This window comes from Arthrobacter oryzae (assembly GCF_031454875.1).
GTDB classification, from domain to species: Bacteria; Actinomycetota; Actinomycetes; order Actinomycetales; family Micrococcaceae; genus Arthrobacter; species Arthrobacter oryzae_D.
The window spans coordinates 140,105-165,295 of sequence record NZ_JAVDRQ010000006.1; the positions used below are offsets into that span (position 1 = coordinate 140,105).

A 25,191-nucleotide genomic window follows, 5' to 3' on the forward strand; every position below is an offset into this window, starting at 1 on the left:
GTTCAATGCGGAACGTTGAAACACCGGTCGCACGAACTGATCCGCGACCGAAGAATGAGGTCATCTCATGCATAAGGCCTGCCCGCTTAGCGAACTGGCACCGGGGGAAGCGCTGCGCTTGAACACGTCGCCACCCATTGCTGTCTTCCACACCGAAGAGGGTGAACTCTTCGCCATTGACGACACGTGCACCCATCAGGATGCCTCGCTGGCCGACGGCTACGTAGAGGACTGCTGGGTGGAATGCCCGCTGCATGCCTCACGGTTCAACCTGCGCGACGGTAGCGTCGACGCACCGCCGGCCAAGCTGCCGGTGCGCTCGCACCAAGTGACCGTCATCGACGGCGACATCATGATTACCGAATCCACGGAGATACCCAATCTCCCCCCTGGCCTGACAGTAGATGGCCACATCTAAGCGAGACGCGCATTCGGCAACACCGTCGCTAACCAGCGCCGCACCAACTAGGAGAGAACCGTGACCACCACCCTTGACGCCCGCCCGGGCGGCACCGTTCCGGCCGCAATGGTCGAGGCCACCGCCGCACGTTCTGCACCCGGGAGCCGCACCGCAGAGTTCGTCCTCACACTGGCCTGCCCCGAACGGCCGGGCATCGTCCGGGCGGTCACCACTTTCCTCGCCGATCGCGGCTTCGACATCGTGGAGCACCAGCAGTTCGATGACCACATCAGCGGCAAACTGTACCTGCGTACCGCCTTCAAGCGGAGCGGAACGAATGAGCGTGACCTGGCTCATCAGGACTTCACGGACTCGGATCCCCAGACGCTCAGCCAGCAGACCGGTGCGCTCCTTACAGCGGAGTTCGCCCCGACAGCCACCGAATTCGGCATGGATTTCGCCTTCCATGACGGCAGCCCGCAGCGTCTGCTGGTCATGGTCTCAAAGTTCGGGCATTGCCTCAATGACCTGATCTACCGATGGCGGGCAGGCAGCTTGGGTGCCGAGATCGCCGTCGTGGTTTCCAACCATGAGGACCTCCGCCCCATGGCGGAGAACGCCGGGCTGCCTTTCATTCATGTTCCGGTGACCCCCGCAACCAAACCGGAAGCCGAGGCGCGGCTGCTGGAACTCGTGGCCGAGTACGACGCGGACCTGGTGGTCCTGGCCCGCTATATGCAGGTGCTGTCCAACGACCTCTGCACCAACCTCCGCGGCCGCGCCATCAACATCCACCATTCGTTCCTCCCCGGTTTCAAGGGGGCCAAGCCGTACCACCAGGCCTATGACCGCGGTGTGAAACTGATCGGTGCCACGGCGCACTACGTCACGCCGGACCTGGATGAAGGACCGATCATCGAGCAGGAGGTCTTCCGCGTGGACCACAGCCTTGATCCTGACGCCCTCGTCACGGTTGGCCGCGACGCCGAGTCGCAAGCCCTGTCCAGGGCTGTCCGTTGGCATTGCCAGCACCGCGTCCTGCTCAACAACACCCGTACCGTCGTATTCCGCTAAAGCACGCAAAGCCAGGAGAAACAATTCATGAGCGCATCACCACGCGTCGTCATCATCGGTGCCGGCATCGTCGGCACCAATCTTGCGGATGAACTCGCCAGCCGGGGCTGGACAAACATAACTGTCGTCGAACAGGGCCCGCTGGAACTGGCGGGCGGCTCCACCTCGCACGCTCCGGGACTGGTTTTCCAGACGAACCCGTCCAAAACCATGACGGAATTCGCCAGCTACACGGTAGACAAGCTGCTCTCCCTCAGCGCCGACGGAGTGTCCTGCTTCAACCAGCTGGGCGGACTTGAGCTGGCCACCACGGAGGCGAGGCTGCAGGACCTCAAGCGCAAGCTGGGCTACGCCGCCTCCTGGGGCATCGAAGGCCGGATCATCGACCCCGACGAGTGCGAGAAGCACTACCCGCTGCTCAACAATTCCGCGTTCGGGGACGGACGCGAGGTCCTCGGCGGCCTCTACGTACCCTCGGACGGCCTGGCCTCCGCAGCCCGCGCCGTCCAGCTGCTGATCAGCCGCACCCGCGAAGCCGGCGTGACCTACCTCGGGTCCACGGCCGTGACGGGCATCGAGCAGGCGGGCGGAAGGGTCACCGGCGTTGAAACGGCCGACGGCGTGATCCCGGCGGACATCGTGGTGTCCTGCGCGGGGTTCTGGGGCCGGGAGCTCGGCAAGATGGTGGACATGAAGGTGCCGCTGCTGCCGCTCGCGCACCAGTATGTGAAGACCACGTCGCTTCCGGAGCTGGCGGGCCGGAACGAACTTCCCAACGGCGCCCGGCTGCCCATCCTGCGCTACCAGGACAAGGACCTCTACTACCGCGAGCACGGCGACCGGATCGGCATCGGCAGCTACGCCCACCGTCCCATGCCAGTGGACATGGACCAGCTGCCCCGCGTCGGCGCGGCGGAGATGTCAGATCACCGCATGCCCTCCCGGCTGGACTTCACCATGGCGGACTTCCTGCCCTCTTGGGAGGACAGCAAGGAACTCCTGCCGGCCCTCCGCGGGGCGCAGATCGAGGACGGCTTCAACGGCATCTTCTCCTTCACTCCTGACGGTGGCCCGCTCATGGGCGAAGCGCCCGACGTCGAAGGCTTCTTCGTGGCCGAGGCCGTATGGGTCACCCATTCGGCCGGCGTCGCCAAGGCCATGGCCGAGCTGCTCATCGAGGGCCGTTCCCGCATCGACCTGCACGGCTGCGAGCTCACCCGCTTCGAGAAGGTCCAGACCAGCGACCAGTACGTCAGCGAAACATCCCAGCAGAACTTCGTGGAAATCTACGACGTAATGCACCCGCTGCAGCCCAAGGAATCGCCCCGCGACCTCCGCGTCAGCCCGTTCAACGTCCGGCAGAAGGAGCTGGGAGCGTTCTTCCTGGAGTCCGCCGGCTGGGAGCGCCCGCACTGGTTCGAGGCCAACCGCAGCCTGCTCGAGGAGCTCCCGGCTGAGTGGCAGGCCCCGGAGCGTGACGAATGGTCCGCAATGTTCCACTCCCCCATTTCCGCGGCCGAGGCGTGGAGGACGCGCACCGCCGTCGGGCTCTACGACATGACGCCGCTGAAGCGGCTGGAGGTCAACGGGCCGGGTGCCCAGGCGCTGCTCCACCGGCTCAGCACGGGCAACATCGCCAAGAAGCCCGGCGCCGTGACGTACTGTCTGCTGCTGGAGCACGATGGCGGCATCCGCAGCGACGTGACCGTCGCGCGCCTCGCGGAGGAACAGTTCCAGCTGGGCGTGAACAGCAACGTGGACTTCGACTATCTCCGCGTCGAGGCGCGGAAGCAGTCGGCCGCGGATCCCGCCCAGTGGGTGCACGTCTCCGACATCACCGGCAGCACATGCTGCATCGGGCTGTGGGGGCCGCTGGCCCGCGAGGTGATCGGCAAGGTCAGCTCTGATGACCTCAGCAACGACGGCCTGAAATACTTCCGGACCAAGGAAATTTCCGTGGGCGGCATCCCGGTGACAGCCATGCGGCTCTCCTATGTCGGCGAGCTCGGCTGGGAGCTGTACACCACTGCCGAGTACGGGCTCAAGCTCTGGGACCTGCTGTACGAGGCCGGCCGGGAGCACGGCATCATCGCGGCCGGTCGCGGCGCGTTCAACAGCATGCGGCTCGAGAAGGGCTACCGGCTGTGGGGCACGGACATGACTACCGAGCACCACCCCTACCAGTCCGGCCTGGGCTTCTCCATCGCCAAGGACAAGACGGGCTTTGTTGGAGCCGAGGCGCTGGCTGCCCGCAAGGAGGAGCCCGCCACGCGGGTGCTGCGGTGCCTCACCGTGGACGACGGCACGTCCGTGGTGCTGGGCAAGGAACCGGTATACGTCAACGGCGAGACGGCCGGCTACGTCACCAGCGCCGCGTACGGCTACTCCATCCGCAGGCCCCTCGCCTACGCCTGGCTGCCGGCTGCCGTCTCCGAGGGCGACTCCGTGGAGATCGAATACTTCGGCAAGCGCATCGCGGCGACGGTCACGGCAGAGCCACTGTTCGATCCCGGCATGGAACGGCTCCGCGGCTAACTGGGTAGCGGCGGAGCACCGGCCGCCGTGACCCCTTTCTGCGCGAGAACGACGGCGACACCCCGGCGGGTCCGGTGTGTCGCCGTCGTTCTTGGTTAAAGAGGGTCAGCGGGGCTGCCCCGGCCGTCATGATCATCTCTTCATGCGGTTAAGACTCTGCGTTGTGAACGCTCGCATCACGTTAGGAGAACAACCCATGGCCGCTTTGTTCGAACTGTTTATGGACGAGGACGACTGCTTCAGGTTCCGATTGGTCGCAAATGGTGAGGTGATGCTCACCTCCGAGGCTTACGCGTACGAAGACGTAGCAATTGCCGGGATCTGGGCCGTGCGGGAAGCAGCAGTCACCGGGGGCATCGTGGACCTCACCGACACCCCGCCGGTTTCCCGCGCTAGTGCCAGCTCGCCTCACTGACGGAACGCAGCTCCGATCCGCTCTGTTGCTCATACGCGGTGCGCAACCCCGCCTTGGCCCGGATTAGCAACGCGGACACCGCGTTGGGTTCGAGGCCCAGGATCGGTGCTATGTTTCGTGGTTTCTCGCCCATGACCTCGGCGTACCAGAGCACCGTCCGCCAGCGCTTCGGCAGGGAGCGCATCGCTGCAGCGACATGCTCCTGCTCGAACACAGTCAGGACCCTCTCGAGCCCGTGGTCGGCCACAGGTCCGGGGTCCAGGTCTTCGTCGGGTGCCGGTTGCTCACGACCCCGTTTGTTCCAGAACGTCATCGCGACCGAACGGATTGCGGTGCTCAGATACGGACCGAAGACATCCGTGGGCCCGTATCCGTTCCTGATCGCGCCAACGGCTTTGGCGAACGCGTCATGGAGCACGTCCTCGGACTCCTGGGCGCCGGACATTAGACCCCGGATGAACCGCAGCCCCGGCTCTCGGTACCGTTCATACAGCACCGCCATGGACTCCGCATCGCCTGCCCGGACACCGGCAATCAAATCCGGTTCATCGCCCCGGATACCGCCGGTTGCCTCGTCGGATGCTGCACGGCGCAGTTGCCCGGCCCCCTGTGAAATATGCTCAGTTGCTTCCATGTGGTTGCCTGCCCTCATACCGATAAAGCGAGAACGCACCGCATGCGCCTCACCCCATTCACTGCGGGCTGCCCTGTTTTATGACGCGGAAACCAAAATTGTTGTGAAAAGCGTTTGCAGGGGCCGGCTGGTCCGGGCCTTTCGGATCGGGACTTTCGGATCGGGCCGATCGTCGTCCGTCACGGACTCCTGGCAGCACGGTTAGAACTCCGGGTGGTCCCGCCGTCGCGGCGGAATCTCATTTCTGCGGGAGGATTCTTGTGATGCCGGATGGCCAGAGGACTTTGTCAACGCGTTCGCCGGAGCGGCAACTGGCTCGTCCGATAACTGAACTGCGGCTGCCCACACGGGCAGTAAACGGCCTCGCCCGGCACGGCGTGAACACCATCGGACAGCTGATCGCACGCTCGCGGCAGGATCTAAAAAACGACATTCACGGCCTCGGGGTTGGCAGCATCAATGACATCGAGGAAGCTTTGAAGCGGGAAGGCCTGAGCCTGGCCGCTGCCGGAAGAGCGTTGCGGTATAGCCGTCCGCTGAGCCGGCATGCCCGGAATCACCGTGCCTGGCTGGTGGGGCTGCCCATCTTAAAAGAGGCGGACAGGGTTCAGTGAAGTATTGCCGCTTTCCGCAGTCCGCGCCCACCCGTCCCGGCCGCGTGGTCCACCAGCACCCGGTCCACCAGCACCCGCGAAAGGACTGCCCGCAGAAAAACCGCGGCCGGCGATTCATTTGCGGCTGGCAGCAGCGGAACTGCGCTGGCCCGTTCCTGCAGGGGATCTCGGGGCCCGCCGAGAGGCCGGATCGCCGCTGACCGGTAAAATGCGTACCAGTCAGCATGCGCAGTAATTGGGGGGGTGTTTGGTATGTCGGAAGGGCCTGACGGGCGGCTGACCGTGTCTGTGGGCCGGCGGGAGTTCGAGCAACTCCACCGTGAGTGGGCTGACTACATCGCCGCGAACAATGCGGGGTCAAGCCCGGTTGACCCGCTTCTCGCGCTGAGGAGCACTGGCCGGGTTCTGCGGTCCCTGGACCGGCTACTGGCTTCGATGGACCGGCCCGAGGACACCAAGGACCCATCAGCTGCCGGCGCCGAGCACCGCGAGTAGAGGCGGCGTCAGCAGACCGCTGGCGTAACGCGCTGACTTGTTCATGTTTTTAATGACCAAAACGCCTTGAACCCTTCATTAGGTGATTATGTGAGCGCTACCACAACCTGTGCCAGCAGGAATTAGCCGTCCGCCCGGAGTCACTATGCCCACAGTTTGCCGTCAATCACCTGCCGCACCCGCGCGCCCGGGAGTGCTGTGAACACCACCGAAACTCCGCCGGACCGCGCGCCTGCGGGCACGGGAGCCACTGCAGCAGAAGCTGAGGCGAGGCTCGTACAGGATTGCCGGGAAGGCAAGACCGGGGCCGTTCTGCAACTTTTCAGAACTCACTGGGAACCGGCCTTGGCTTATGCCAACGTGCTGAGCAGATCTTCACAGGATGCGGAGGACGTGGCCGCTACGGCATTCCTCAAGTCCCTGACCGCCATGCGCCGCGGAAAAGGGCCGGACGGCCCGGTCAGACCATATCTCCTGCGGGCTGTCCGCACTGCGGCATGTGACCGCCATTCCTCCGCCGAGCATCCCTCAGGGCGAATCATCGAGCTGGCTGACGGCCGGAACAGTGACGGGCTCCACAACGGCGCACAGGAGCACGACTTCGTCGCGGAGGCCTTCGCCAATCTCCCCCTTCGTTGGCAAAAAGTCCTGTGGTATGTCGAGATTGAAGGACTGAAGCCGCGCGAGGCGGCACCGCTTCTCGACGTCGCCCCCAACGCACTCTCCGCCCTCCTCCGGCGTGCGCGCAAAGGACTTCGTGAGGCCTATCTGCTGGTGTATCTGCGCGACTCCGAGAGCCGCGGCTGCGACTCCATGCTGCGGATGCTGGCCGAATCCGCCGTCGGCCGCACCACTGTGGCGGGCCAGGCCAAAGTCGACAGACATGTCCGCACCTGCCGGAACTGCCGCGGGGCACTCCAGGGTTTGCGTGGTGTCCGTTCCAGGATGCAAGGTCTCCTGAATCCTGGCCTTCTGCCAGCGGTGCTCTCGCCACTCACGGCTGTCCGGATCCTCGAACTCCTGTCATCCCCGTCCCATGGACCCTTGGGCCGCATTGCGGAAACCATCAATGAGTCTGCCGACGTTGCACGCACGCTCTTCCAAGGACTCAAGGCGATTGGTGCGACGGCAGCGGTCGTCGTCCTCATGGTCCTGCCGGGAGCACCGAACGCCGCAACAACCGATCCGGGACCCCATAGCCACCAAAACGGTTGCGGCCCTTACGGAACATCCGTCGGTTGCGTGCACCGTTCAGCCATGGCTCCGGTTTACCTCCAGTTGGCGTCAGGGACCCGCCCTGCCCATAGCCAATACAAATATGGCGGCAGGCCGCTCTGACCGTGCTCTTCGGCTAGCCCGCCGCGTAGATTTTGGCTTCACGCTGAATGAGCCGGGTGACCTTTTCGACCCGTTCAGACATATAGGTGCCCACCTGGAGCCGGTCGCCGGGCCAGCTGGAGGCCTCACGGGAGTCTTCGAGGGCTTTGGCCAAGGCACGCGAGAGGGAGTAAACCTTCCACGAGTGCTTCAGGTAGTGGACGGCCCGCCTCCGGTACTCCGGGCTTTGCCTGAGCAGCCGGACCGCGGTGCGCGCCAAGGCTTCGCCCAGCATTTTCTCGCCGGCTTGAATTTTTTCCATGCGACCTTCACCATCCCCAGTGCGCGGACAATATCTGCCTTGAACTGTTCCCTTCGAGTGTCGCGAAAGGAGCTCAGCATCGGCTCAAGCCAATGCAAGGATTGGCTCAAGACCCGGCCGCGAATCCACTCTGGCATCGCGAAGAAGCTAGGCGTAGCGTCATCTACACAAACAAGGGCGGCGTCGCTGGATATGCACCCGGGCGGCATGTGTGGCCGGGCAACAGTTCCAGCCGGGCGCCGCCTCAGCGGTGTCAATCCATTGAAGGAGTGGGCCATGGCCGGATGGAACGCGGATACAGCTGCCGGGCCACTGGGATCCGGAACGGTCACGCTCGTGGAGGGTTCATCGTTCTGTATTTCCTCGGCCAACGGAGACATCCATCCGGAACACCCGCACGGGGTTTTCCATGAAGACACCCGGATCCTGTCCCGCTGGAACCTGACCGTCAACGGTCAGTCCATCGAACCGCTGGCGGCCGAGACGAAGGAGCCGTACCGGGCCCTGTTTGCCGGCCGGGTGCCCCGTTCGGACGGGTATGCGGACAGCCCGCTGATTGTGGAGCGGCTGCGCGAACTCGGTGCGGGGATCCTCGAGGAGATCACGGTCCGGAACTTCTCGGCTGAAGCCGCTGAATGCGTGGTGGAACTAACCGTTGGAGCGGATTTCGCGGATCTTTTCGAGGTCAAGGAGGCGCGGATCCAGCGGCGTTGGGAAGAGAGCCGCGAGCCGGACGGTGACACCCTGACCATCCGGGCCGCCTGGCAGGACGTCCGGAAGGGAGTGGTGGTCAACGCCGATGGGGCCGACATCGAAGCGGAGGCCCTGTCCTACCGCCCGGTCATCCCGCCGCACGGAGAGTGGAAGACCTGGATCAGTGTGGTGCCCAAAGTTGACGGCACCGGACCAGCCGAGCCGTTCGCCCATACTCCGGCCGGGAAGATGTCCCCCCGCGACCAGCGGCGGCAGGCCTGGGTGTCCAAGATTCCCGTGCTGCATATGGGCAACCGCTCGATCGAACGGACCATCCGCCGCAGCTACGATGATTTGGGCGCGCTACGGATTGAGGATCCGCACCACCCGGACCGGATCGTCGTGGCCGCCGGCGCGCCCTGGTTCATGACCCTGTTCGGACGCGACTCACTGTTTTCCTCCATCATGTCGATGCCGGTGGACCCGTCCCTCGCCCTCGGTACCGTGCAGACCCTGGCCGAGCGGCAGGGCAGCACAGTGGACCTGATGAGCGAGGAGGAGCCCGGGAAGATCCTGCACGAAGTCAGGCTGGACGTCTCCAGCGGGCTGGCGCTGGGCGGAAAATCGTCCTATTACGGCAGCGTCGACGCCACGCCGCTGTTCCTGATAGTCCTCGGCGAGGTGAGCCGCTGGGGCTTTGGCGCGGAGACGATTGCCGCGCTGCTGCCCCATGCGGACCGGGCGATGGAATGGATCCGGAACTACGGGGACCGCGACGGCGACGGGTTCGTCGAATACGCGCGCCTCAACGAACGGGGCCTGATCAACCAGGGGTGGAAGGATTCGTGGGACGGCGTCAATTTCGCCGACGGACGCATGGCCCAGGGGCCGATCGCGTTGTGCGAGGTGCAGGGGTATGTCTACGGCGCCTACATGGCGAGGTCGTGGTTGGCGTACGACGCCGGTGACGAGGCTCTGGCATCTGACCTGCGGGACCGCGCGGCACGGCTGAAGAAACAGTTCAACGAACAGTTCTGGATGCCCGAGCGCGGTTACTACGCCATCGCGCTGGACGGCAACAAGCATCAGGTCGATGCATGCGCGTCCAACATGGGTCACTGCCTGTGGAACGGCATCATCGACGAGGACAAGGCGCCGATGGTGGTGGAACGGCTGATGTCCCCGGAAATGTTCAGCGGCTGGGGAGTGCGGACCCTGGCCACGGACATGGGTGCCTACAATCCTGCGAGTTACCACAACGGCTCGGTCTGGCCGCACGACAATGCGATCATCCAGGCCGGCCTCCTCCGTTACGGGTTCGTGGAGGAGGCACAGCGGATTTCCACGGCCCTGCTGGAGGCTGCCGAGTTTTCGGAGGGCCGCCTGCCCGAACTGTTCTGCGGCTTCGACCGGGAGCACTTCACCACCCCCGTGCCGTACCCCACGGCGTGCTCGCCGCAGGCCTGGGCAGCCACCACCCCGATCTACCTGGTGACCAACCTGATGCGCTATAACCCGCACGTTTCCGAGGGCGGGCTGTGGATGGACCCCGTGCTTCCGGAATCCTACGGGGACCTCCACATCACCAACGCACCCATGGCCGGCGGCCGGATCACCATCGATGTTTCCGGCTCCGAGGCCACCATCCAGGGCCTGCCCGAAGGCATGGTCCTCCACCATGGAACCCGTCCCTGGATGGCCGACCTGGTGGAACGGGCCAGGATGCACAAAGACTAGGACCGCAAGGACCCAGGGGCCGGCCTGGACCAGGGGCCGGCTTAGGTTCGGCCGAGCGTCTCCAGCAGCAGCCCGCAAACGCTCGGGACAGGCTGGATAATCTCCGCGTGCGTGGTCTGCGCCAGCCGCAGCGCTGTGGCGCTAAGCGGTCCCCCGGCAATGATCACCGCCTCGGCGCCGTCCAGCGTTGTCGATTTCCCGACAGCGTCCGCAAGCTCCCGGTACTGCTGCTCGGGGTCCGCAGCCAGCACCAAGGGCTCCGAAGCAGTCAGGCGCACTCCCGTGAAATGCTCGGACTGGCCGTGCGTCGCCACAAGTTTGGCGAGCGATGCGGCCAGCATTGGCGTGCTTGTTGCCATTCCGAACCTCCGCCCGCCCCGCGATGCCGCGTGGATGGAACCCTGGCCGATGCCAAGGACGGGAACTGCGAGTTCCCCGCTGAGTTGCTCACGGCCGGGATCCCCGATGGCTGCCACGATGATCGCGGCCACCGCCCCGCCTCCGGGCCCCGCGAGATAGTCCAGTGCCGCGTGCCGGACGTGCTGCCGGGATTCCGCCAGGGCGGCGGGGTCGGTAATCATGGCGGGTCCGGCCGCCGCAGTCAGCCCGATGACTTCCAGGCCGTGGGGCGCGAGCCCGGCAACGGCCAACTCCGTCATCATGGCCGTTGTCTTCGCGTTCGTGTTCGGGTTAATCAGCAGGACCGTGCGCGAAGTTTCAGTGCCCATAGATCGCAGCCTCCTCGTCACCGGCGTCGGCGTCTTCCTCGAGCGGCTTGCCGAAGGTCTCCGGCGGAAACTGAACGGTGATGGCCAGGATCCCGAACAGCACCGCAAGCGTGGTGAACATGCCGCCCAGGCCGGAGGCATCAAAGATGGCTCCGGAGATCAGCGGGAAGAGACCACCGGAGAGGGAACCGGCGGCCAGGATGATCGAGGTGCCGAAGCCGCGGGTCCGGGTGGGGTAAAGCTCTGGTGCGAAAAGCCAAATGGTGGTGTTCAGGATGATCACGGCGAAGTTGAACAGCGCGCCGAAGATGACCACCAGCACGATGTCATTGGCAAGGAACGCCATGGACAGGCCCGCGGCACACCCCAGGATGGCTGCGGCCGTGAGCACCTTCTTGCGCGGCAGGCGGCTGGCGAGATAGGCCGCGGTAGCTGCGCCCAACAGGGAACCGGACTGCATGATCAGCGTGAACCACAAGCTGGTGTTCACGGTATAGCCCCGGGATACCAGGATGGTAGGCATCAGGGTGAGCATGGAAATCTGGGCCGCATAGGACATGCAGACGGCGATGCACAGCAGCACGGTCCTCTTCAGCAGCTTTCCGCGCAGTGCGTCCTTCCAGTGGCCGGAGGATTGCCCAATCACCGGGTCCGGTCCGGCCGTTATGAACTGTTCGGGGTCGGTGATCGGGCCGGACAGCTTGCCACGGGCCAGTCGCGTGATTACCAGGTTGGCCTCGTCGATCCTGCCCTTCGACGCCAGGAACCGCGGCGTTTCCGGAACGAACCGGCGGAAGAACATGACCAGGATGGCGGGAATGAACAGCAGGCCGAACACCCAGCGCCACTTGTCCGGGCCGTCAAAGAGCGTGAAGACCAGGATGCCGAACGCCGGCGCCAGCATGTTGCCGAGGCCGGCGGCGGTGACGTTGATGAGGCCCACGGCGGTGCCCCGGTGTTTGGCAGCGAAGAATTCGGCCATCATGATCACGGCCACGGCGATCTCGCCGCCAAGGCCGAAGCCCACCACGAAGCGTCCGGCCGCAAGGACGGGGTAATTCGGCGCGACGGCGCACAACAGCGAACCGCCGGCGAAGATGATCAGGTTGATGACCAGCATCTGCCGGCGGCCGTACTTGTCCACGATCAGGCCGGTGGCCAGGCGTCCAAGGGCAGTGGCGGTGAACGTCATGGTGTTCAGCAGGCCGATCTCGGTGGCTCCGAGCCCCCAGGCCTGGCGCAGCACCGGGCCGGTGATGCCCACGGCGTTCTGCTCGAGGGCGTCGAAGAAGACGCCCAGAAGAATCATGAAGACGATCTGGCGGTGGGCGCCCGTAACACCGATCCGCTGGTACGCGCCTTCGATTTGTTTAGTCAGGGTTCCGGTCCGCGAAGCGGTTGCCTCCCCGGCAAGCTCTTTGTCCACAGTGCGCTCCTTACTGAGCTCTGAAGTTCCACCCGTGCCTCGCGGGCGTTTTCCATAATGCGGAATACTTCTATCGCATACAGGAATGTGACTCAGATTACAGTTTGGGATCCCAAATTTTCAAGGGTTTCGCGAAAACGGATTGTGACCATCTTGGATCGGCCCGCGGGCGGCGCCAGCCGGGCGCGGGGCCGGCTGGGCCGGGCTCGCCGGGGCACCAAAAAACGACGGCGACGCTCCGGACCTGCCGGAATGTCGCCGTCGTTCCCGACCTACATATTTATGTGGAAATCGGCCAGCGGCACGTGGCCGGAGCTATCCCGCCGTTGCTGCAGCGGCATCAGCCCCGTGGGGCACGAACCGGACGAACATGGCCTTGAAGCCTGGGGTGTTCGACTCCCGGGCCACGTTTTCCTTGTGGACCAGGGCGTTGGCTTCGGGGAAGTACGCGGCGGCGCAGCCCTTCGCGGTCGGGTAGGCCACCAGACGGAACTTGTCCGCCTGCCGGTCGTGCCCCCGGAACGTGCTCACCACGTCCACCAAGTCCCGGTCCTGGAAGCCGAGCTCGGTAAGGTCCTCGGGGTGGACCAGGATCACCCGGCGGCCGTCGGAGATGCCGCGGTACCGGTCATCAAGACCATAGAACGTGGTGTTGTACTGGTCGTGGCTGCGCATGGTCTGGAGCACCAGGTGGCCGTCCGGCGGAGTCAGGTATTCCAGCGGGCTGACCGTGAAGCGTCCCCGGCCGATGTCGGTCTTGAAGGACCGGGTATCGCGCGGCGGGTTGGGCAGCACGAAGCCGTTCCTGGTCCGGATCCGCTCGTTGAAGTCCTGGAAGCCCGGGATGACGCGGGAGATGTGGTCCCGGACCACGTCATAGTCCGCCGCCATGGCCTTCCAGTTGACCGGGTGGTCCTCGCCGAAGGTGGCATCGGCCATCCGGGCGATGATCACCGGCTCTGCGAGCAGGTGCTCGGACACCGGCTGGAGTCTGCCCTGGGTGGAGTGGACCACGGACATGGAATCCTCCACGGACAGGAACTGGGCGCCGCCCGGGTGCTTGTCGTCCTTGTCCGTCCGGCCCAGGGTGGGCAGGATGAGCGAGGTGCGCCCGTGCACCACGTGGGACCGGTTCGGCTTGGTGGACACGTGCACCGTCAGGCCGATCCGTTGCATCCCGGCTTCCAGGGTCTCCGTGTCGGAGCAGGCCAGCGAGAAGTTGCCGCCCATGGACACAAAGACGTCGACGTCGTCGCGCTCAAAGGCCTCCATGGCCTCCACGGCGTCAACGCCGTGGCCGCGCGGAGACTGGATACCGAACTCCTTGTCCAGGGCTTCGAGCAGCCACTCCTTGGGCTTCTCCCAGATGCCCATGGTCCGGTCGCCCTGGACGTTGGAGTGCCCGCGGACCGGGCAGGCGCCTGCGCCGGGTTTGCCGAAGTTGCCCTGCAGGAGCAGGACGTTGACCATTTCCTTGATGGTGTCCACCGAGTGCGGCTGCTGCGTCACGCCCAGGGCCCAGCAGAAGATCGTTGCCTTGGACCGGATCAGCATTCCGGCCACGTCCTCGATCTGCTTCCGGGCCAGCCCGGTAGCCTTCTCGATTTCGTCCCAGTCCAGGTCTTTGCGGGCATCGCGGTAGGCGTCGAAGCCGTCCGTCTGCGCCTCGACGAAGGAACGGTCGACGACGGTGCCCGGGTTCCGCTCTTCCTCCGCCAGGAGCAGGTGGCCGAGTGCCTGGAACAGTGCCAGGTCTCCGCCCACCTTGATCTGCAGGTACTCGTCGGCCAGCGGCGTGCCGCCGCCCACCACACCCGAAACGGTCTGCGGATCCCTGAAATTGAACAGCCCGGCCTCCGGCAGCGGGTTCACCGCCACCACCTTGCCACCCTTGTCCTTGCACTCCTTCAGCGCCGAGAGCATCCGCGGATGGTTGGTGCCGGGGTTCTGCCCGACCACGAAGATCAGCTCAGAGTCGTGGATGTCGTCCAGCGAGACGGTCCCCTTGCCAATGCCGATAGTCGGATTCAGCGCTGAACCCGAGGACTCGTGGCACATGTTGGAACAGTCCGGAAGATTATTGGTGCCCAGGGCCCGCGCGAACAGCTGGTACATAAACGCCGTCTCGTTGGCCGTGCGGCCGGAGGTGTAAAAGACGCAGCGGTCCGGCGTGCTGGCCCGCATGTGCTCACCGATCAGCTCGAAGGCATCCGCCCAGGAGATCGGCGAATAGTGCGTTTCCCCTTCGCGGATCACCACGGGTTCGCTGAGCCTGCCCTGGTTGCCCAGCCAGTACTCCGTCTTCTCCGACAGCTCCGCGATGGAGTGCCTGGCCCAGAACTCGGCCCCGACCGTGCGGAGGGTGTTCTCCTCCGCCACGGCCTTGGCGCCGTTCTCGCAGAACTCGGCCACTTTCCGTTTCTTGTCTGATTCGGGCCAGGCGCAGCCGGGGCAGTCGAAGCCGCCGCGCTGGTTCAGCCGCAGCAGCGACTGGGCCGTCCGGGATACCCCGGCCTGGGCCACGGCACGTTCCAATGCAACTATCACGGCCTTGACGCCCGCCGCCTGCGTCTTCGGTTTGTGGACTTCCAGCTGGTCTTCGTTGATGTCCGCGACCGGAGCCGGCTGCCTGCCGAACTTCAGGGGCACGCCTTTCACTGGCTGACCTTGGCCAGCGTCTCCCGCTCCGCCCCGATGGTGGTGCTGTCGCCGTGGCCGGTGCGCACCACGGTCCTGGCAGGCAGCGTGAGCAGCCGTTCGCGGATGGAGGTGAGGATGGTCGGGTAGTCGCTGTAGGACCTGCCGGTGGCGCCCGGGCCGCCGTTGAACAGCGTGTCCCCGGTGAAGACCGTGCCCTCATCCTCGAGGTGGAAGCATGTGGACCCCGGCGAGTGGCCCGGGGTGTGGAGGGCCCGCAGCGTCGCCCCGCCCACCTGGAACACGTCGCCGTCGGCAAGGTAGCGGTCCGGCTTGACGTCCGGGTAGACCTGCTCCCAGAGCACCAGGTCGTCAGGGTGCAGGTAGATCGGCGCCTTCACGGCCTCCGCCACGGCACGTGCCGCACCGATGTGGTCGTTGTGCGCGTGTGTAAGCAGGATGGCCAGGACCTTCCTGCCCCGGACCTGGCTGATGATCGCCTCGGCATCATGCGGGGAATCTATGATTACGCATTCTTCTTCGTTCCCCACGATCCAGACGTTGTTGTCCACGTCCCAGGTGCCGCCGTCGAGCGAAAACGTCCCCGAGGTGACCAGGTTCTCGATGGTGACGCTCATACGGACACCGCCCCGGAAACCGACGATACGGCGCTGCCGGCGGGCGTGACGGTCTCGGCCGCGGGGTGGATTTCAACCACGGAACGCAGCACCTTGCCCTCATGCATCCTGCCGAAGGCCTCTTCCACCTGGTCGATGGTGATTCGCTCGGTGACGAAGGCGTCCAGGTCCAGGTTGCCCAGTTTGTACTGCGCCACCAGCATGGGGAAGTCGCGGGAGGGCAGGCAGTCCCCGTACCAGGAGGACTTCAGGGATCCGCCGCGGCCAAAGACATCCAGCAGCGGCAGCTCAAGCTTCATGTCCGGCGTCGGAACGCCCACCAGCACCACACGGCCGGCGAGGTCCCGGGCATAGAACGCCTGTTTGTACGTTTCGGGCCGGCCTACGGCCTCGATCACGACGTCGGCACCGTTGCCGCCGGTCAGCGCACGGATGGCCTCAATGGGATCTTCCTTGCTGGAGTCCACGCCGTGGGTGGCGCCGAGGGCCTTGGCCATTTCCACCTTGTTGGCGTCGATGTCCACGGCGATGATCGTGGTGGCACCGGCCAGCTTGGCGCCGGCGATGGCGGCGATGCCCACACCGCCGCAGCCGATTACGGCCACGGACTCGCCGCGCTTGACCTCGCCGGTGTTGATGGCGGCGCCGATGCCTGCCATCACACCGCAGCCCAGCAGACCGACGGCAGCGGGATCGGCGTCCTCGTCAACCTTGGTGCACTGCCCGGCGGCCACCAGCGTCTTCTCGGCGAAGGCGCCGATTCCCAGCGCGGGCGAGAGCTCCGTGCCGTCCTCCAGCGTCATTTTCTGCGTGGCATTGTGCGTGTTGAAGCAGTACTGCGGCTGGCCCTTGGCGCAGGCACGGCATTCGCCGCACACGGCGCGCCAGTTCAGGATCACACGGTCGCCGGGAGCCACCTCGGTGACGTCCGGGCCGACGACACTGACCACGCCTGTGGCCTCGTGGCCCAGCAGGATGGGGAAATCGTCAGTGATTCCGCCCTGTTTGTAGTGCAGGTCCGTGTGGCAAACACCGCAGGTGAGGATGTCCACCAGCGCCTCTCCCGGTCCGGGATCCGGGACCAGGATGGTCTCCACCGAGACCGGAGCATTCTTTTCCTTGGCTATGACGGCCTTTACTTTGTGAACCATGATTCTTCTGTTCCTTTCCTGAGCCCGGGGACTCTTTGGCGACGGCGCCCTTTGCCAATCTAGCTGACTCGCTGAGGTTCCCAGTCTTCGCCCAGCGCTGAGTTCGGCGGCTGGCCACCGGCATCCGTTCGCGCGCCAGCAATGCTGCACCTGCGCGTTCAGCCCTCCATCGACCGCCCTACATCAAATTGCGTATTACACAACACGATTCACATGACGCGTACTTGGAAATATTGCAGGCATACCGGGGAGTGTCAATAGAACGCCCAGGCCTCACGTAGCCCGCTCCAGGCTGAGCATAGGTCCAGAGTGTCGCTTCGGGACACTGAACGCAACTCAGTTCCCCTTAGCGCAACAACCGAATCAAAACCCGATTTCCCCACCTTTCACGAGTCGCCCGGATAGATTTAGCAACTTTGGGACCAAAAGGGATTGACTGTGTCTCATGTCACGCATACTCTGATGCAACAGCGTTGCACTGAATGCAACCCCAAAACACTTTGGTGGATACATGAGTAACGAAATTTCCTCCCCCGCCGCACTCGGGGGCCGGACCAGCCCGGAACCGAACAGCGCCGTCAATGGTGACGCCGCCAACGGAATCACGGGCGCAGATGCCGGCGGCGTCAGCAGGGAAACGCGCCGCAGGGTCATCGCGGCCAGCTTCATCGGCAACTTCGTTGAATGGTTCGACTACGCCGTTTACGGCTATCTGGCTGTAACGATCGCAACGGTCTTTTTTCCTGAATCAGATCCCCAGACCGGGCTGCTGCTGACTTTTGCCCTGTTCGCGATTTCATTCCTGGTTCGCCCGCTCGGCGGGTTCGTCTGGGGCCATATCGGTGACAGGGTGGGCCGGCGGACCGCTCTCTCCCTTTCCATCCTGATCATGTCCGGAGCGACTTTCTGCATAGCTCTCATACCGGGCTACGACACAATCGGCATCTGGGCTCCGATCCTGCTTCTGATCATCAGGGTCGTGCAAGGCTTTTCAGCCTCGGGTGAGTACGCAGGAGCGTCGGCCTTCCTGGTCGAGTACGCCCCCGCCAACAGGCGCGGCCTCTACGCCGCGGTGGTTCCCGCGAGCACCGCAGCAGGCCTGCTCCTTGGCTCCCTGATGGCAGGCCTGCTGACAGTCCTGCTCAGTTCCGACGCGATGCAAAGCTGGGGCTGGCGGCTGCCGTTCCTGCTGGCTGCCCCGATGGGACTGATCGGACGCTACATCCGTACCAAGCTGGAAGACACCCCGGTGTTCCGCGAAATGGCTGCGGAGGACGAGGCTGTCAAGGCCCCAGTTTCCAGCCTGTTCCGGAACCACTGGCGGCAGCTGCTGCAGGCCGTCGGCGCCGTGCTGCTGAACGCCGTCGGCTTCTATGTGATCCTCAGCTACATGCCCACGTACCTGTCCTCAGAGCTGGGCCTCGGCGAGACCGAATCATTCCTGGCCACCACCATCGCGTTGCTGACGTACATCGGGTTCATCTTCCTGACCGGAATGCTTTCTGACCGCTATGGACGCAAGAAGGTGCTTATCAGCGCCTCCATCACCTTCATCGTGCTGACCGTGCCCGCCTTTGCGCTGCTGGGCACCGGGAATTTCCTGGTGATCGTCCTGGTCCAGATCCTGCTTGGCGCCATGCTCACGCTCAACGACGGGACGCTCCCCAGCTTCCTGGCCGAAATGTTCCCCACCCGTGTCCGCTACAGCGGCTTCGCGGTCAGCTTCAACCTCTCCAACGCCCTTTTCGGCGGCACAGCCCCGTTCATGGCAACGCTCCTGATCGCCGCCACCGCCAGCGATCTGGCTCCGGCCTGGTACCTCGTCGCTGCGGCAACCATCTCCCTGATCGCCGTCGCGCTCTCGAAGGAAACCTGCAACGAACCGCTGCGCCACGACTAGAAGACCTTCTTCCGCTTCTTCCCACTCCAAGTAACTGCACCACAGAAAGGCACCACCACAATGAGCACCACAACATCCGAGAACGCAACGTCCGTCGCCGAACTGGAGCGACTCAAGGTCCTCAAGAACGGCAATAAGGTCACGCTGACATTCTCCGATACGGAGTTCGAGCGCCGCCTCGCCGGCCTGCGCCGCATCATGGCGGAAAAGGACCTGGACGCCGTCGTCCTGACCAGCTACCACTCGATCAAGTACTACTCCGATTTCCTTTTCACGACTTTCGGCCGCTCCTACGCCATGGTGGTCACGAAAGACGACACCGTCACCGTGACGGCCAATATCGACGCCGGCATGCCCTGGCGCCGCAGCTTCGGCGACAACATCGTTTACACGGACTGGCGCCGGGACAACTACATCTTCGCCATCCAGGAAGTCCTGCGCACCCGCGGCATCAACCCGCGCCGCCTGGGTGTCGAGGACGACTCGCTGCCGCTGGACAACCGCAACAAGATCCAGGCCGCCTTCCCCTCGGCAGCCCTGGTCGATGTGGCCCAGGCCGCGATGCGCCAGCGGATGATCAAGTCCGCCGAGGAAATCGAGGTCATCAAGCACGGGGCACGCATCGGCGACCTGGGCGGCGAGGCCATCCGCAACGCCATCACCGCCGGGATCACCGAATACGAGGTGGCGCTGATCGGAACGGAGGCCATGGTCCACGAGATCGCCCGCACGTTCCCGGACTCGGAGATCCGGGACACCTGGGTGTGGTTCCAGTCCGGCATCAACACGGACGGCGCACACAACTGGGCCACCACGCGCAAGATCCAGGAACACGACATCCTGTCGCTGAACTGCTTCCCCATGACGTCCGGCTATTACACGGCTCTCGAACGCACCCTGTTCTACGGCGAACCGGATGCCCGCTCATTGGAACTCTGGAACATCAACGTAGAGGTCCACAAGCGCGGCCTCGAGCTCATCAAGCCCGGCGCCGTCTGCAAGGACATTGCCGCCGAACTGAACGAGATCTACGTGGGCCACGGCCTCCTTGCCAACCGCACCTTCGGCTACGGCCACTCGTTCGGCGTCCTCAGCCACTACTACGGCCGGGAAGCCGGACTGGAGCTCCGCGAGGATATCGACACGGTACTGGAACCGGGCATGGTGGTCTCCATGGAACCGATGATCACCGTCATGGACGGGCAGCCCGGCGCCGGCGGCTACCGCGAGCACGACATCCTGGTGGTCGGCGAAGACGGCGCGGAGAACATCACTAAGTTCCCGTTCGGCCCGGAATACAACATCATCGGCGCCTAACAGCACCGGCTTGGCCATCACCCGAAAGCGGCGCCGCATCTTCCGTGGCGCCGCTTTCCGGCTTACATACGGAATGATGGTGGACACCATGACCTCTGCAGAAGCTCCCGAAACCAGCAACGGCGACGCCAAGGGCACGTCCGTCATCGTCAACGCCATCGCTGTACTGCGAAGCTTTACCGCGGACGAGCCGCTGCTCGGCGTCACGGAGATCGCCAACCGCGTCGGCCTGCACAAAAGCACCGTGTCCCGCATCCTGGCCACGTTCGAACAGGAACACCTGGTGGAACGCGATCCGGAGACCCGCAGGTTCCGCCTGGGCCTGGGCCTCATCGCCGTCGCCGGGCCGCTGCTGGCCGAACTCGAAGAGCGGCGCGTGGCGTACCCCGTCCTGCGCGAACTCATGGAACAGACCGGCGAAACCAGTGCCCTCATGGTATGGAACGGTTCCGAATCGATGTGCGTGGAACAGATCGCCAGCCATCACCAGATCAAGCACACAACACCGCTGGGGGCCCGGTACAAGGACGCCCTCAGCGCCTCCGTCCAGGTCTTCCTCGCCGCCGAACCTGCCGAGCGCGTGCGCGTGCTGCTTCGGAGCGGTGAAATTGCCTATCCGGGCCTGGACGACGCCAGCCTCGAGGCTTACCTGATCCGGCTCGACGACGTCGCCAAGCGCGGCTGGGCCATCAACTACGGCGAGTCCTCACTGGACGAGGTGGGCCTGGCCGCGCCCGTTTTCGATCACCGCGGCGATATCGTGGCGGCCGTCCTCATCCCGGCGCCGCGCTTCCGGGTCTCGCCGGACACGCTGCAAAGCCTCGGGGAATCCTGCAAGGCAGCCGCGGGCCGCGTCACGGCCCGCCTCGGCGGCGCATCCCGGGCCCCGGCCTGAACCCGACGCTCTCTCACTTCCCGCAGGTTTTTCGGCGACGCTCTCTCACTTTCCGCGGTCCCACCCCGGACGCTCTCTCACTTCCTGCGGTCCCAACCCGGACGCTCTATCACTTCCCGCAGGTTTTTCGGCGACGCTCTCTCACTTTCCGCGGTCCCACCCCGGACACAGACGCCCTTGCGGTCGTCAAGAAGTGAGAGAGGGTCGGCCTTAAGGCGGCAAGAAGTGAGAGAGGGTCGGCCTTAAGGCGGCAGGAAGTGAGAGAGGGTCAGCGTAAAGGCGGCAGGAAGTGAGAGAGGGTCAGGTGGGGATGATGCGGAACAGGAACCTGGTCCGGACCATGACCCACAGCAGCGCCACGATCGCCGCGTAGGCCGCTGTGTTCAGCCAAATGTTCTCCTGCTGCAGCGCCGGGATGTTCGCCACGACGGCGATCAGCAGCACGTGCATGATGAAGACATACAGCGTGGCCTGCCCCAGCGGGATCAGCAGCCACCCCACTGCGCATTCGATCGGCTTCCAGTACGCAGTGAGGAGTGCATAAGCCGTCACCAGCAGCGTGAGCACATTGAGGAGCCGTCCCGGTTCCAGGTAGGTCCGCCCGAAGAACTGGTCATACACGGCGCGGTAGTTGGCGTCCGAGCTCAGTGCCAGCCGGACGTCGAACTCGTTGGCCAGATACGGGTTGCCCCAAGACATCAGTGCGAAGACCACGGTGACCGCGGCGCAAAGGCCCACCACCCAGCGGTGCGCGGACAGCCAGGCCACGATGGCCCGCCGGTAGTAGCCGCCCACCAGGCCCAGCACAAACAGGACCTGCCACACCAGCAGCGGGAAGGAATCCTCGAACTGCGAGGGCAGGAGCCGGAAACGGAACACCGTGCCGGCAACGTACAGGGCCACGGTGCCCGCCAGCACCCAAAGCACCTTGCCGCGCGCCAGCGCCAGCAGGATCAGCGGGCTGACCAGCAGCATGATGACGTAAAGCCCCATCACGTTGAACTGCCACGGGCCGAACTGCAGGAGCAGCACCGCCGGAATGACGGCGGCGGACACCGGGAACTGCAACAGGCCCTGCATACCGGTGTAGAGGTCGTAGGTCCGGCCGGCGCCCGACCTGCCTGCACCTCCGGTCCCCTGGTCCGTGAACGTGGTCAGCGCCTCCGAGTTCAGGGCCGGGATGAGGCTGATGACGAACACCAGAACCACTACGGCCAACGCGGTGACGTACAGCTTGCCCGCCCGCCTGCCGGTCTTTTGCGCCACCTCACCAATCCGGTCCTGGGCGGCCTTGGGGCCGTAGACCATCCCCAGCACCAGCCCGGACAGCAGCACGAACAGCTCGGCGCCGGACACAAAGCCGATGGCTTCCTGGGTGACCAGCTGAAAGAGCGACGTCATGCCCACGTGGTTCACCACCACGAACAGGATGGCCAGCCCGCGCATCAGGTCCACCCGGGAATCGCGCGAGGACTTGTCTGAATACGTCCACGCCTTGGCTGAGCGCACACGCACCGGAACCAGCCACAGCAGGACGGCTCCGATCAGCAGGGCGGCAGCCGCGATCCCCGCGGGAACGCCGGACAGCGCGTTGCCTGCTGAGCCGCCCAGCCCCTGCACAGTCCTGGTGACCGGCCCGGTGACAAGGGTGGATTCCCTGACAGCCGCGCCGGCAGCCGCCGCTACGGCCGTATTCCGCGTGAGGCGCCAGTCAATGATGGTGTTGCCGGCGTCCCCCACGTCCGTTTTCTCGTCCCAGACGACGGCGGCAATCCGCTGAAGTTTGCCCGGCGCGGCCTCGCCCAGCACCTGTTTCCACCAGCGGGCCTTGATGTCGGCTTCCGACGGTCCGCCCGCCGACGGGCTGTAATAGGCCGCTGTCTGGAGCAGCAGCGGCTTGTCCCGCTGGACGGCATAGGACTCGTAGAAGTCGGCGTCGCCACCGCCGTCGGAAGTTCCGCCGCCGTCCGCGCCGGAGGCCGCCCCCTTGGCCGTCCCCGCCAGCAGCGAGGCAAGCTCGCCGTCGTCGGGCAGCGTGTTGACGGCGGCTCCCCCGCCGGTGTCGTCGTGGAGTGCCGTCAGGCCGGCCCAGTCAACCACGTCGTCGCCAGGGTAGTACGGGGCGTACGGGGCATCAGATCCGTTCCAGGCGCCGTCGGAATTCGTGTCCAGCGCGGCGAAACCGGGCGTACCGGGAGCCGCGGCGCTGCGGTTCCTGGTGAACGGATAGTCCCGGGACTGGAACGGCTGCCACACCATCAGCACGTTGCTTTTCGGTTCGAACGCCTGGGCCACTGCGCGGTAGGCCGGCACGTAGGCCCCCGGTTGCTGCCCCCAGGACACCCAGCTCGAGTTCATGTCCGGAGCGAAGCGGATCAGCAGCTTCCCGGGGAAGCCCTCCGCCAGTTCCCCGAGCTGCGCCGCGAAGTCGGCGGCGGCGGCCGCGTTGACCTCCGCCAGCGGAATGGTGGGATTCACGGTAACCAGGGCGTGGGCGCCTGAGGCGGCACTTTGGGCCAGGAACTCCCGCAGGTAGGCCTTTTCGGCGCCCTTTATGGGAAACGAGACATCGTGGCCCAGGATCGCGGGCGTGGCCTGCAGCCGCCCGGCGAACCCGGCGGCGTCGTCCTCGCCCCATTCCAGGACGCCGCCCAGGAGCGGCTCTCCCGGTGCGGCGCCGAGATCCTCAGCACCGATAATGGTCGACGCCGGGAGGCCGGCGCGCGCCGTCACCGCGGCCTGCGCAGCTCCCGCGGGCATGAACAGCACCAGGGCAAGGAGCAGGAGTATTGCCCGCAGCACCGTACTAAGACTGTTCATCCTGCCTGGCTGCGTTCCGGGTTCCGGCCGCCCTCGGGGAAGAGTGCCGAGACAGTCGTTCCGCCTCCGGGGGTTTCCGTAATTGCGAGTTCACCGCCGTGCGACTTCACGATCCGCACGCACGTCGCGAGCCCCAGGCCGGTTCCGGGAGCGTCGCCGGGACGGTGCAGCCGGACCAGGGGTTCGAGAACCTTTTCGCGGTCAGCGGCGGCGATGCCCTTGCCGTTGTCCGACACCGTGACGGTGACACCGCGCTCATCGGCCACGCCGGACACCTTGATTCTGAGGTCCGCCGTGGGGCGCCGATAGTTGTAGGAATTGCCGAGGAGGTTTTGCAGCAGGGTCCGCAGCTGCGCCGGGTCGGCCCGCACTTCCACGTCTTCGAATTCCACCGCAGCAGTGTTGCCGAACCCTTCGCCCAGGTCGCTGACCGCCTCAGCCACGGCATCCTGGAGCGAAACATGCTGCCGGCGCAGTGTTCCTCCCACCTGGGAATAGCTGAGGACATCGTCCAGCATGCCCAGCATCCGTCGCCCGCTGCCACCAATGCGCTTCAGGTATCCGGCGGCGGGGCCGCCCTGGCTGATGTCCGCGTCGTCCTCGCTCAGTTCCACGTAGCCCAGGATGGTGGTCAGCGGGATGCGCAGGTCATGGCTCACCCGTCCCGCGAATTCGGCAACCTTGCGGTTGCTGCGTTCCAGCTCTCCCAAAGCATGCTGGAGCTGCAGGGTTCGGTGCTGCAGCTCCAGCACCTCCACGACCTGTGCCGCCAGGACGTCCAGCATGGCAATCTGTTCGGCGGAGATTCGGGCCGGGACATCGGAGAACACGCACAGCGAGCCCAGCGTAAATCCGGAACCGGTCCGCAGCGGCGCGGAGGCGTAGAAGCGGACACTCGCGATTTCGCCGGTCACAAACGGGTTGTCCGCGAATCGCGGATCGGCTGCGGCGTCCGGCACAACGGTGGTGACGCCCTGCTGGAAAACCTTGGCGCACATCGAGTCCTCCCGGGCGCACAGTCCGGGTTCCATCCCTGCCGCTGCCAGCTGGACCTGCTGTTCGGGAGTGATGATGTTGACCACGCTGAAAGGAACACCACAGAGCTTCGCAGCAAGGTCCACCAGGAAGTTCAGCGCCCGCGCGGCACTGGCACTGGGGCTATGGTTGGCTGCGCCAGCAGCAATCGGGGCGTCGGGCGTCCTGGCGGCATCAGGGTCGTCGGGCAGGAGCCCGTACTCGGCGAGCACCGCCCGTCGTCCGAGATCAGCACCAGTTAGAGTGCGCCCGTCTGCTTGAGCCACTGCAGTCCTTCCCACCCATAAGGACAACCGGCCGTCCGCGCAGTTCCCCGCAGGAGTCTAGCGGAGCTGATACGCCGCGTCAGCGGTGCGGTAGTCTCTTGACACTAGCAGCTGATTTCCGGTTGACTATTACGCATGCTGA

The 25,191-nt window shown here is 65.1% G+C and carries 20 protein-coding genes; 11 read left to right on the forward strand and 9 right to left on the reverse strand.

What is annotated here, in order from left to right; translation table 11 throughout:
• The first annotated feature begins 67 nt into the window (after nt 1-67).
• From J2805_RS12495 to J2805_RS12510, 4 genes are all read left to right on the forward strand, one after another.
• Nucleotides 68-418, forward strand: coding sequence for a bifunctional 3-phenylpropionate/cinnamic acid dioxygenase ferredoxin subunit (locus J2805_RS12495; RefSeq protein WP_309976590.1), 351 nt, complete (start codon nt 68-70; stop codon nt 416-418).
• A 108-nt stretch (nt 419-526) separates the two neighbouring features.
• On the forward strand, nt 527-1,474 hold the full coding sequence (purU, locus tag J2805_RS12500) for a formyltetrahydrofolate deformylase (protein ID WP_309977010.1): 948 nt from the start codon (nt 527-529) through the stop codon (nt 1,472-1,474).
• Nucleotides 1,475-1,501: 27 nt separating this feature from the next.
• Nucleotides 1,502-4,009, forward strand: a complete 2,508-nt coding sequence (locus J2805_RS12505; protein WP_309976592.1) for a GcvT family protein — start codon at nt 1,502-1,504, stop codon at nt 4,007-4,009.
• Between the two features lie 196 nt (nt 4,010-4,205).
• Nucleotides 4,206-4,424, forward strand: coding sequence for a YegP family protein (locus J2805_RS12510; RefSeq protein ID WP_309976594.1), 219 nt, complete (start codon nt 4,206-4,208; stop codon nt 4,422-4,424).
• Here the strand turns inward: J2805_RS12510 and J2805_RS12515 are convergent.
• Nucleotides 4,402-5,058 carry an RNA polymerase sigma factor gene (locus tag J2805_RS12515; RefSeq protein WP_309976596.1) on the reverse strand — a complete coding sequence of 219 codons (657 nt, stop codon included), beginning with the start codon at nt 5,056-5,058 and terminating at the stop codon, nt 4,402-4,404. The genes J2805_RS12510 and J2805_RS12515 overlap by 23 nt on opposite strands.
• Before the next feature lie 263 nt (nt 5,059-5,321).
• On the opposite strand from J2805_RS12515, the gene J2805_RS12520 reads away from it, so the two are divergent.
• The 3 genes from J2805_RS12520 (at nt 5,322) to J2805_RS12530 (ending at nt 7,505) form a co-directional block, all read left to right on the forward strand.
• Complete coding sequence (locus J2805_RS12520; protein ID WP_309976598.1) at nt 5,322-5,672, forward strand: DNA-directed RNA polymerase subunit alpha C-terminal domain-containing protein; 351 nt, start codon at nt 5,322-5,324, stop codon at nt 5,670-5,672.
• A gap of 252 nt (nt 5,673-5,924) precedes the next feature.
• Nucleotides 5,925-6,167, forward strand: coding sequence for a hypothetical protein (locus tag J2805_RS12525; RefSeq protein WP_309976600.1), 243 nt, complete (start codon nt 5,925-5,927; stop codon nt 6,165-6,167).
• A gap of 198 nt (nt 6,168-6,365) precedes the next feature.
• Entirely contained in the window at nt 6,366-7,505 is a 1,140-nt protein-coding gene (locus J2805_RS12530) for an RNA polymerase sigma factor (RefSeq protein ID WP_309976602.1), read from the forward strand.
• 13 nt (nt 7,506-7,518) lie between these two features.
• Here the strand turns inward: J2805_RS12530 and J2805_RS12535 are convergent, their stop codons facing one another.
• Nucleotides 7,519-7,806 carry a hypothetical protein gene (locus J2805_RS12535; RefSeq protein ID WP_309976604.1) on the reverse strand — a complete coding sequence of 96 codons (288 nt, stop codon included), beginning with the start codon at nt 7,804-7,806 and terminating at the stop codon, nt 7,519-7,521.
• 276 nt (nt 7,807-8,082) lie between these two features.
• On the opposite strand from J2805_RS12535, the gene J2805_RS12540 reads away from it, so the two are divergent.
• The gene (locus tag J2805_RS12540) at nt 8,083-10,236 is read left to right on the forward strand and encodes an amylo-alpha-1,6-glucosidase (RefSeq protein WP_309976606.1); all 2,154 of its coding nucleotides are present in this window, start codon (nt 8,083-8,085) and stop codon (nt 10,234-10,236) included.
• Nucleotides 10,237-10,277: 41 nt separating this feature from the next.
• On the opposite strand, the gene J2805_RS12545 is transcribed toward J2805_RS12540, so the two are convergent.
• The 5 genes from J2805_RS12545 to J2805_RS12565 all read right to left on the reverse strand — a co-directional run bounded on the left by J2805_RS12545 (nt 10,278) and on the right by J2805_RS12565 (nt 16,816).
• Nucleotides 10,278-10,964: an aspartate/glutamate racemase family protein gene (locus J2805_RS12545; RefSeq protein WP_309976608.1), complete on the reverse strand. Its 687-nt coding sequence runs from the start codon at nt 10,962-10,964 to the stop codon at nt 10,278-10,280.
• Complete coding sequence (locus tag J2805_RS12550) at nt 10,954-12,390, reverse strand: MFS transporter (protein WP_309976610.1); 1,437 nt, start codon at nt 12,388-12,390, stop codon at nt 10,954-10,956. The genes J2805_RS12545 and J2805_RS12550 overlap by 11 nt, the downstream gene beginning before the upstream one ends.
• Nucleotides 12,391-12,705: 315 nt before the next feature.
• On the reverse strand, nt 12,706-15,033 hold the full coding sequence (locus J2805_RS12555) for an FdhF/YdeP family oxidoreductase (RefSeq protein ID WP_309977012.1): 2,328 nt from the start codon (nt 15,031-15,033) through the stop codon (nt 12,706-12,708).
• Between the two features lie 11 nt (nt 15,034-15,044).
• Nucleotides 15,045-15,665, reverse strand: a complete 621-nt coding sequence (locus J2805_RS12560; protein ID WP_309976612.1) for an MBL fold metallo-hydrolase — start codon at nt 15,663-15,665, stop codon at nt 15,045-15,047.
• Nucleotides 15,662-16,816 carry an S-(hydroxymethyl)mycothiol dehydrogenase gene (locus J2805_RS12565; protein ID WP_309976614.1) on the reverse strand — a complete coding sequence of 385 codons (1,155 nt, stop codon included), beginning with the start codon at nt 16,814-16,816 and terminating at the stop codon, nt 15,662-15,664. Before J2805_RS12565 ends, J2805_RS12560 begins: the two co-directional genes overlap by 4 nt.
• A 511-nt stretch (nt 16,817-17,327) precedes the next feature.
• Between J2805_RS12565 and J2805_RS12570 the strand changes: the two genes are divergently transcribed.
• From J2805_RS12570 to J2805_RS12580, 3 genes are all read left to right on the forward strand, one after another.
• Nucleotides 17,328-18,716 carry an MFS transporter gene (locus J2805_RS12570; protein WP_309976616.1) on the forward strand — a complete coding sequence of 463 codons (1,389 nt, stop codon included), beginning with the start codon at nt 17,328-17,330 and terminating at the stop codon, nt 18,714-18,716.
• A gap of 60 nt (nt 18,717-18,776) precedes the next feature.
• The gene (locus tag J2805_RS12575) at nt 18,777-20,033 is read left to right on the forward strand and encodes an aminopeptidase P family protein (protein WP_309976618.1); all 1,257 of its coding nucleotides are present in this window, start codon (nt 18,777-18,779) and stop codon (nt 20,031-20,033) included.
• An 88-nt stretch (nt 20,034-20,121) separates the two neighbouring features.
• Nucleotides 20,122-20,928 (forward strand): IclR family transcriptional regulator, encoded by an 807-nt coding sequence (locus J2805_RS12580; protein ID WP_309976620.1) that lies wholly within the window; start codon nt 20,122-20,124, stop codon nt 20,926-20,928.
• A gap of 300 nt (nt 20,929-21,228) precedes the next feature.
• On the opposite strand, the gene opgC is transcribed toward J2805_RS12580, so the two are convergent.
• Nucleotides 21,229-23,748 (reverse strand): OpgC domain-containing protein, encoded by a 2,520-nt coding sequence (gene opgC / locus J2805_RS12585; protein WP_309976621.1) that lies wholly within the window; start codon nt 23,746-23,748, stop codon nt 21,229-21,231.
• A complete protein-coding gene (locus J2805_RS12590; protein WP_309976622.1) occupies nt 23,745-25,049 on the reverse strand; it encodes a GAF domain-containing sensor histidine kinase in 1,305 nt (434 codons plus the stop codon). The genes opgC and J2805_RS12590 overlap by 4 nt, the downstream gene beginning before the upstream one ends.
• Nucleotides 25,050-25,191 lie beyond the last annotated feature (142 nt).

Bases quoted from the DNA above. Each gene is read 5' to 3' on its own strand.
- J2805_RS12495 (WP_309976590.1), top strand. From the start codon at position 68: ATGCATAAGGCCTGCCCGCTTAGCGAACTGGCACCGGGGGAAGCGCTG.
- purU (WP_309977010.1), top strand. From the start codon at position 527: ATGGTCGAGGCCACCGCCGCACGTTCTGCACCCGGGAGCCGCACCGCA.
- J2805_RS12505 (WP_309976592.1), top strand. From the start codon at position 1,502: ATGAGCGCATCACCACGCGTCGTCATCATCGGTGCCGGCATCGTCGGC.
- J2805_RS12510 (WP_309976594.1), top strand. From the start codon at position 4,206: ATGGCCGCTTTGTTCGAACTGTTTATGGACGAGGACGACTGCTTCAGG.
- J2805_RS12515 (WP_309976596.1), bottom strand. From the start codon at position 5,058: ATGGAAGCAACTGAGCATATTTCACAGGGGGCCGGGCAACTGCGCCGT.
- J2805_RS12520 (WP_309976598.1), top strand. From the start codon at position 5,322: ATGCCGGATGGCCAGAGGACTTTGTCAACGCGTTCGCCGGAGCGGCAA.
- J2805_RS12525 (WP_309976600.1), top strand. From the start codon at position 5,925: ATGTCGGAAGGGCCTGACGGGCGGCTGACCGTGTCTGTGGGCCGGCGG.
- J2805_RS12535 (WP_309976604.1), bottom strand. From the start codon at position 7,806: ATGGAAAAAATTCAAGCCGGCGAGAAAATGCTGGGCGAAGCCTTGGCG.
- J2805_RS12540 (WP_309976606.1), top strand. From the start codon at position 8,083: ATGGCCGGATGGAACGCGGATACAGCTGCCGGGCCACTGGGATCCGGA.
- J2805_RS12545 (WP_309976608.1), bottom strand. From the start codon at position 10,964: ATGGGCACTGAAACTTCGCGCACGGTCCTGCTGATTAACCCGAACACG.
- J2805_RS12560 (WP_309976612.1), bottom strand. From the start codon at position 15,665: ATGAGCGTCACCATCGAGAACCTGGTCACCTCGGGGACGTTTTCGCTC.
- J2805_RS12565 (WP_309976614.1), bottom strand. From the start codon at position 16,816: ATGGTTCACAAAGTAAAGGCCGTCATAGCCAAGGAAAAGAATGCTCCG.
- J2805_RS12570 (WP_309976616.1), top strand. From the start codon at position 17,328: ATGAGTAACGAAATTTCCTCCCCCGCCGCACTCGGGGGCCGGACCAGC.
- J2805_RS12575 (WP_309976618.1), top strand. From the start codon at position 18,777: ATGAGCACCACAACATCCGAGAACGCAACGTCCGTCGCCGAACTGGAG.
- J2805_RS12580 (WP_309976620.1), top strand. From the start codon at position 20,122: ATGACCTCTGCAGAAGCTCCCGAAACCAGCAACGGCGACGCCAAGGGC.
- opgC (WP_309976621.1), bottom strand. From the start codon at position 23,748: ATGAACAGTCTTAGTACGGTGCTGCGGGCAATACTCCTGCTCCTTGCC.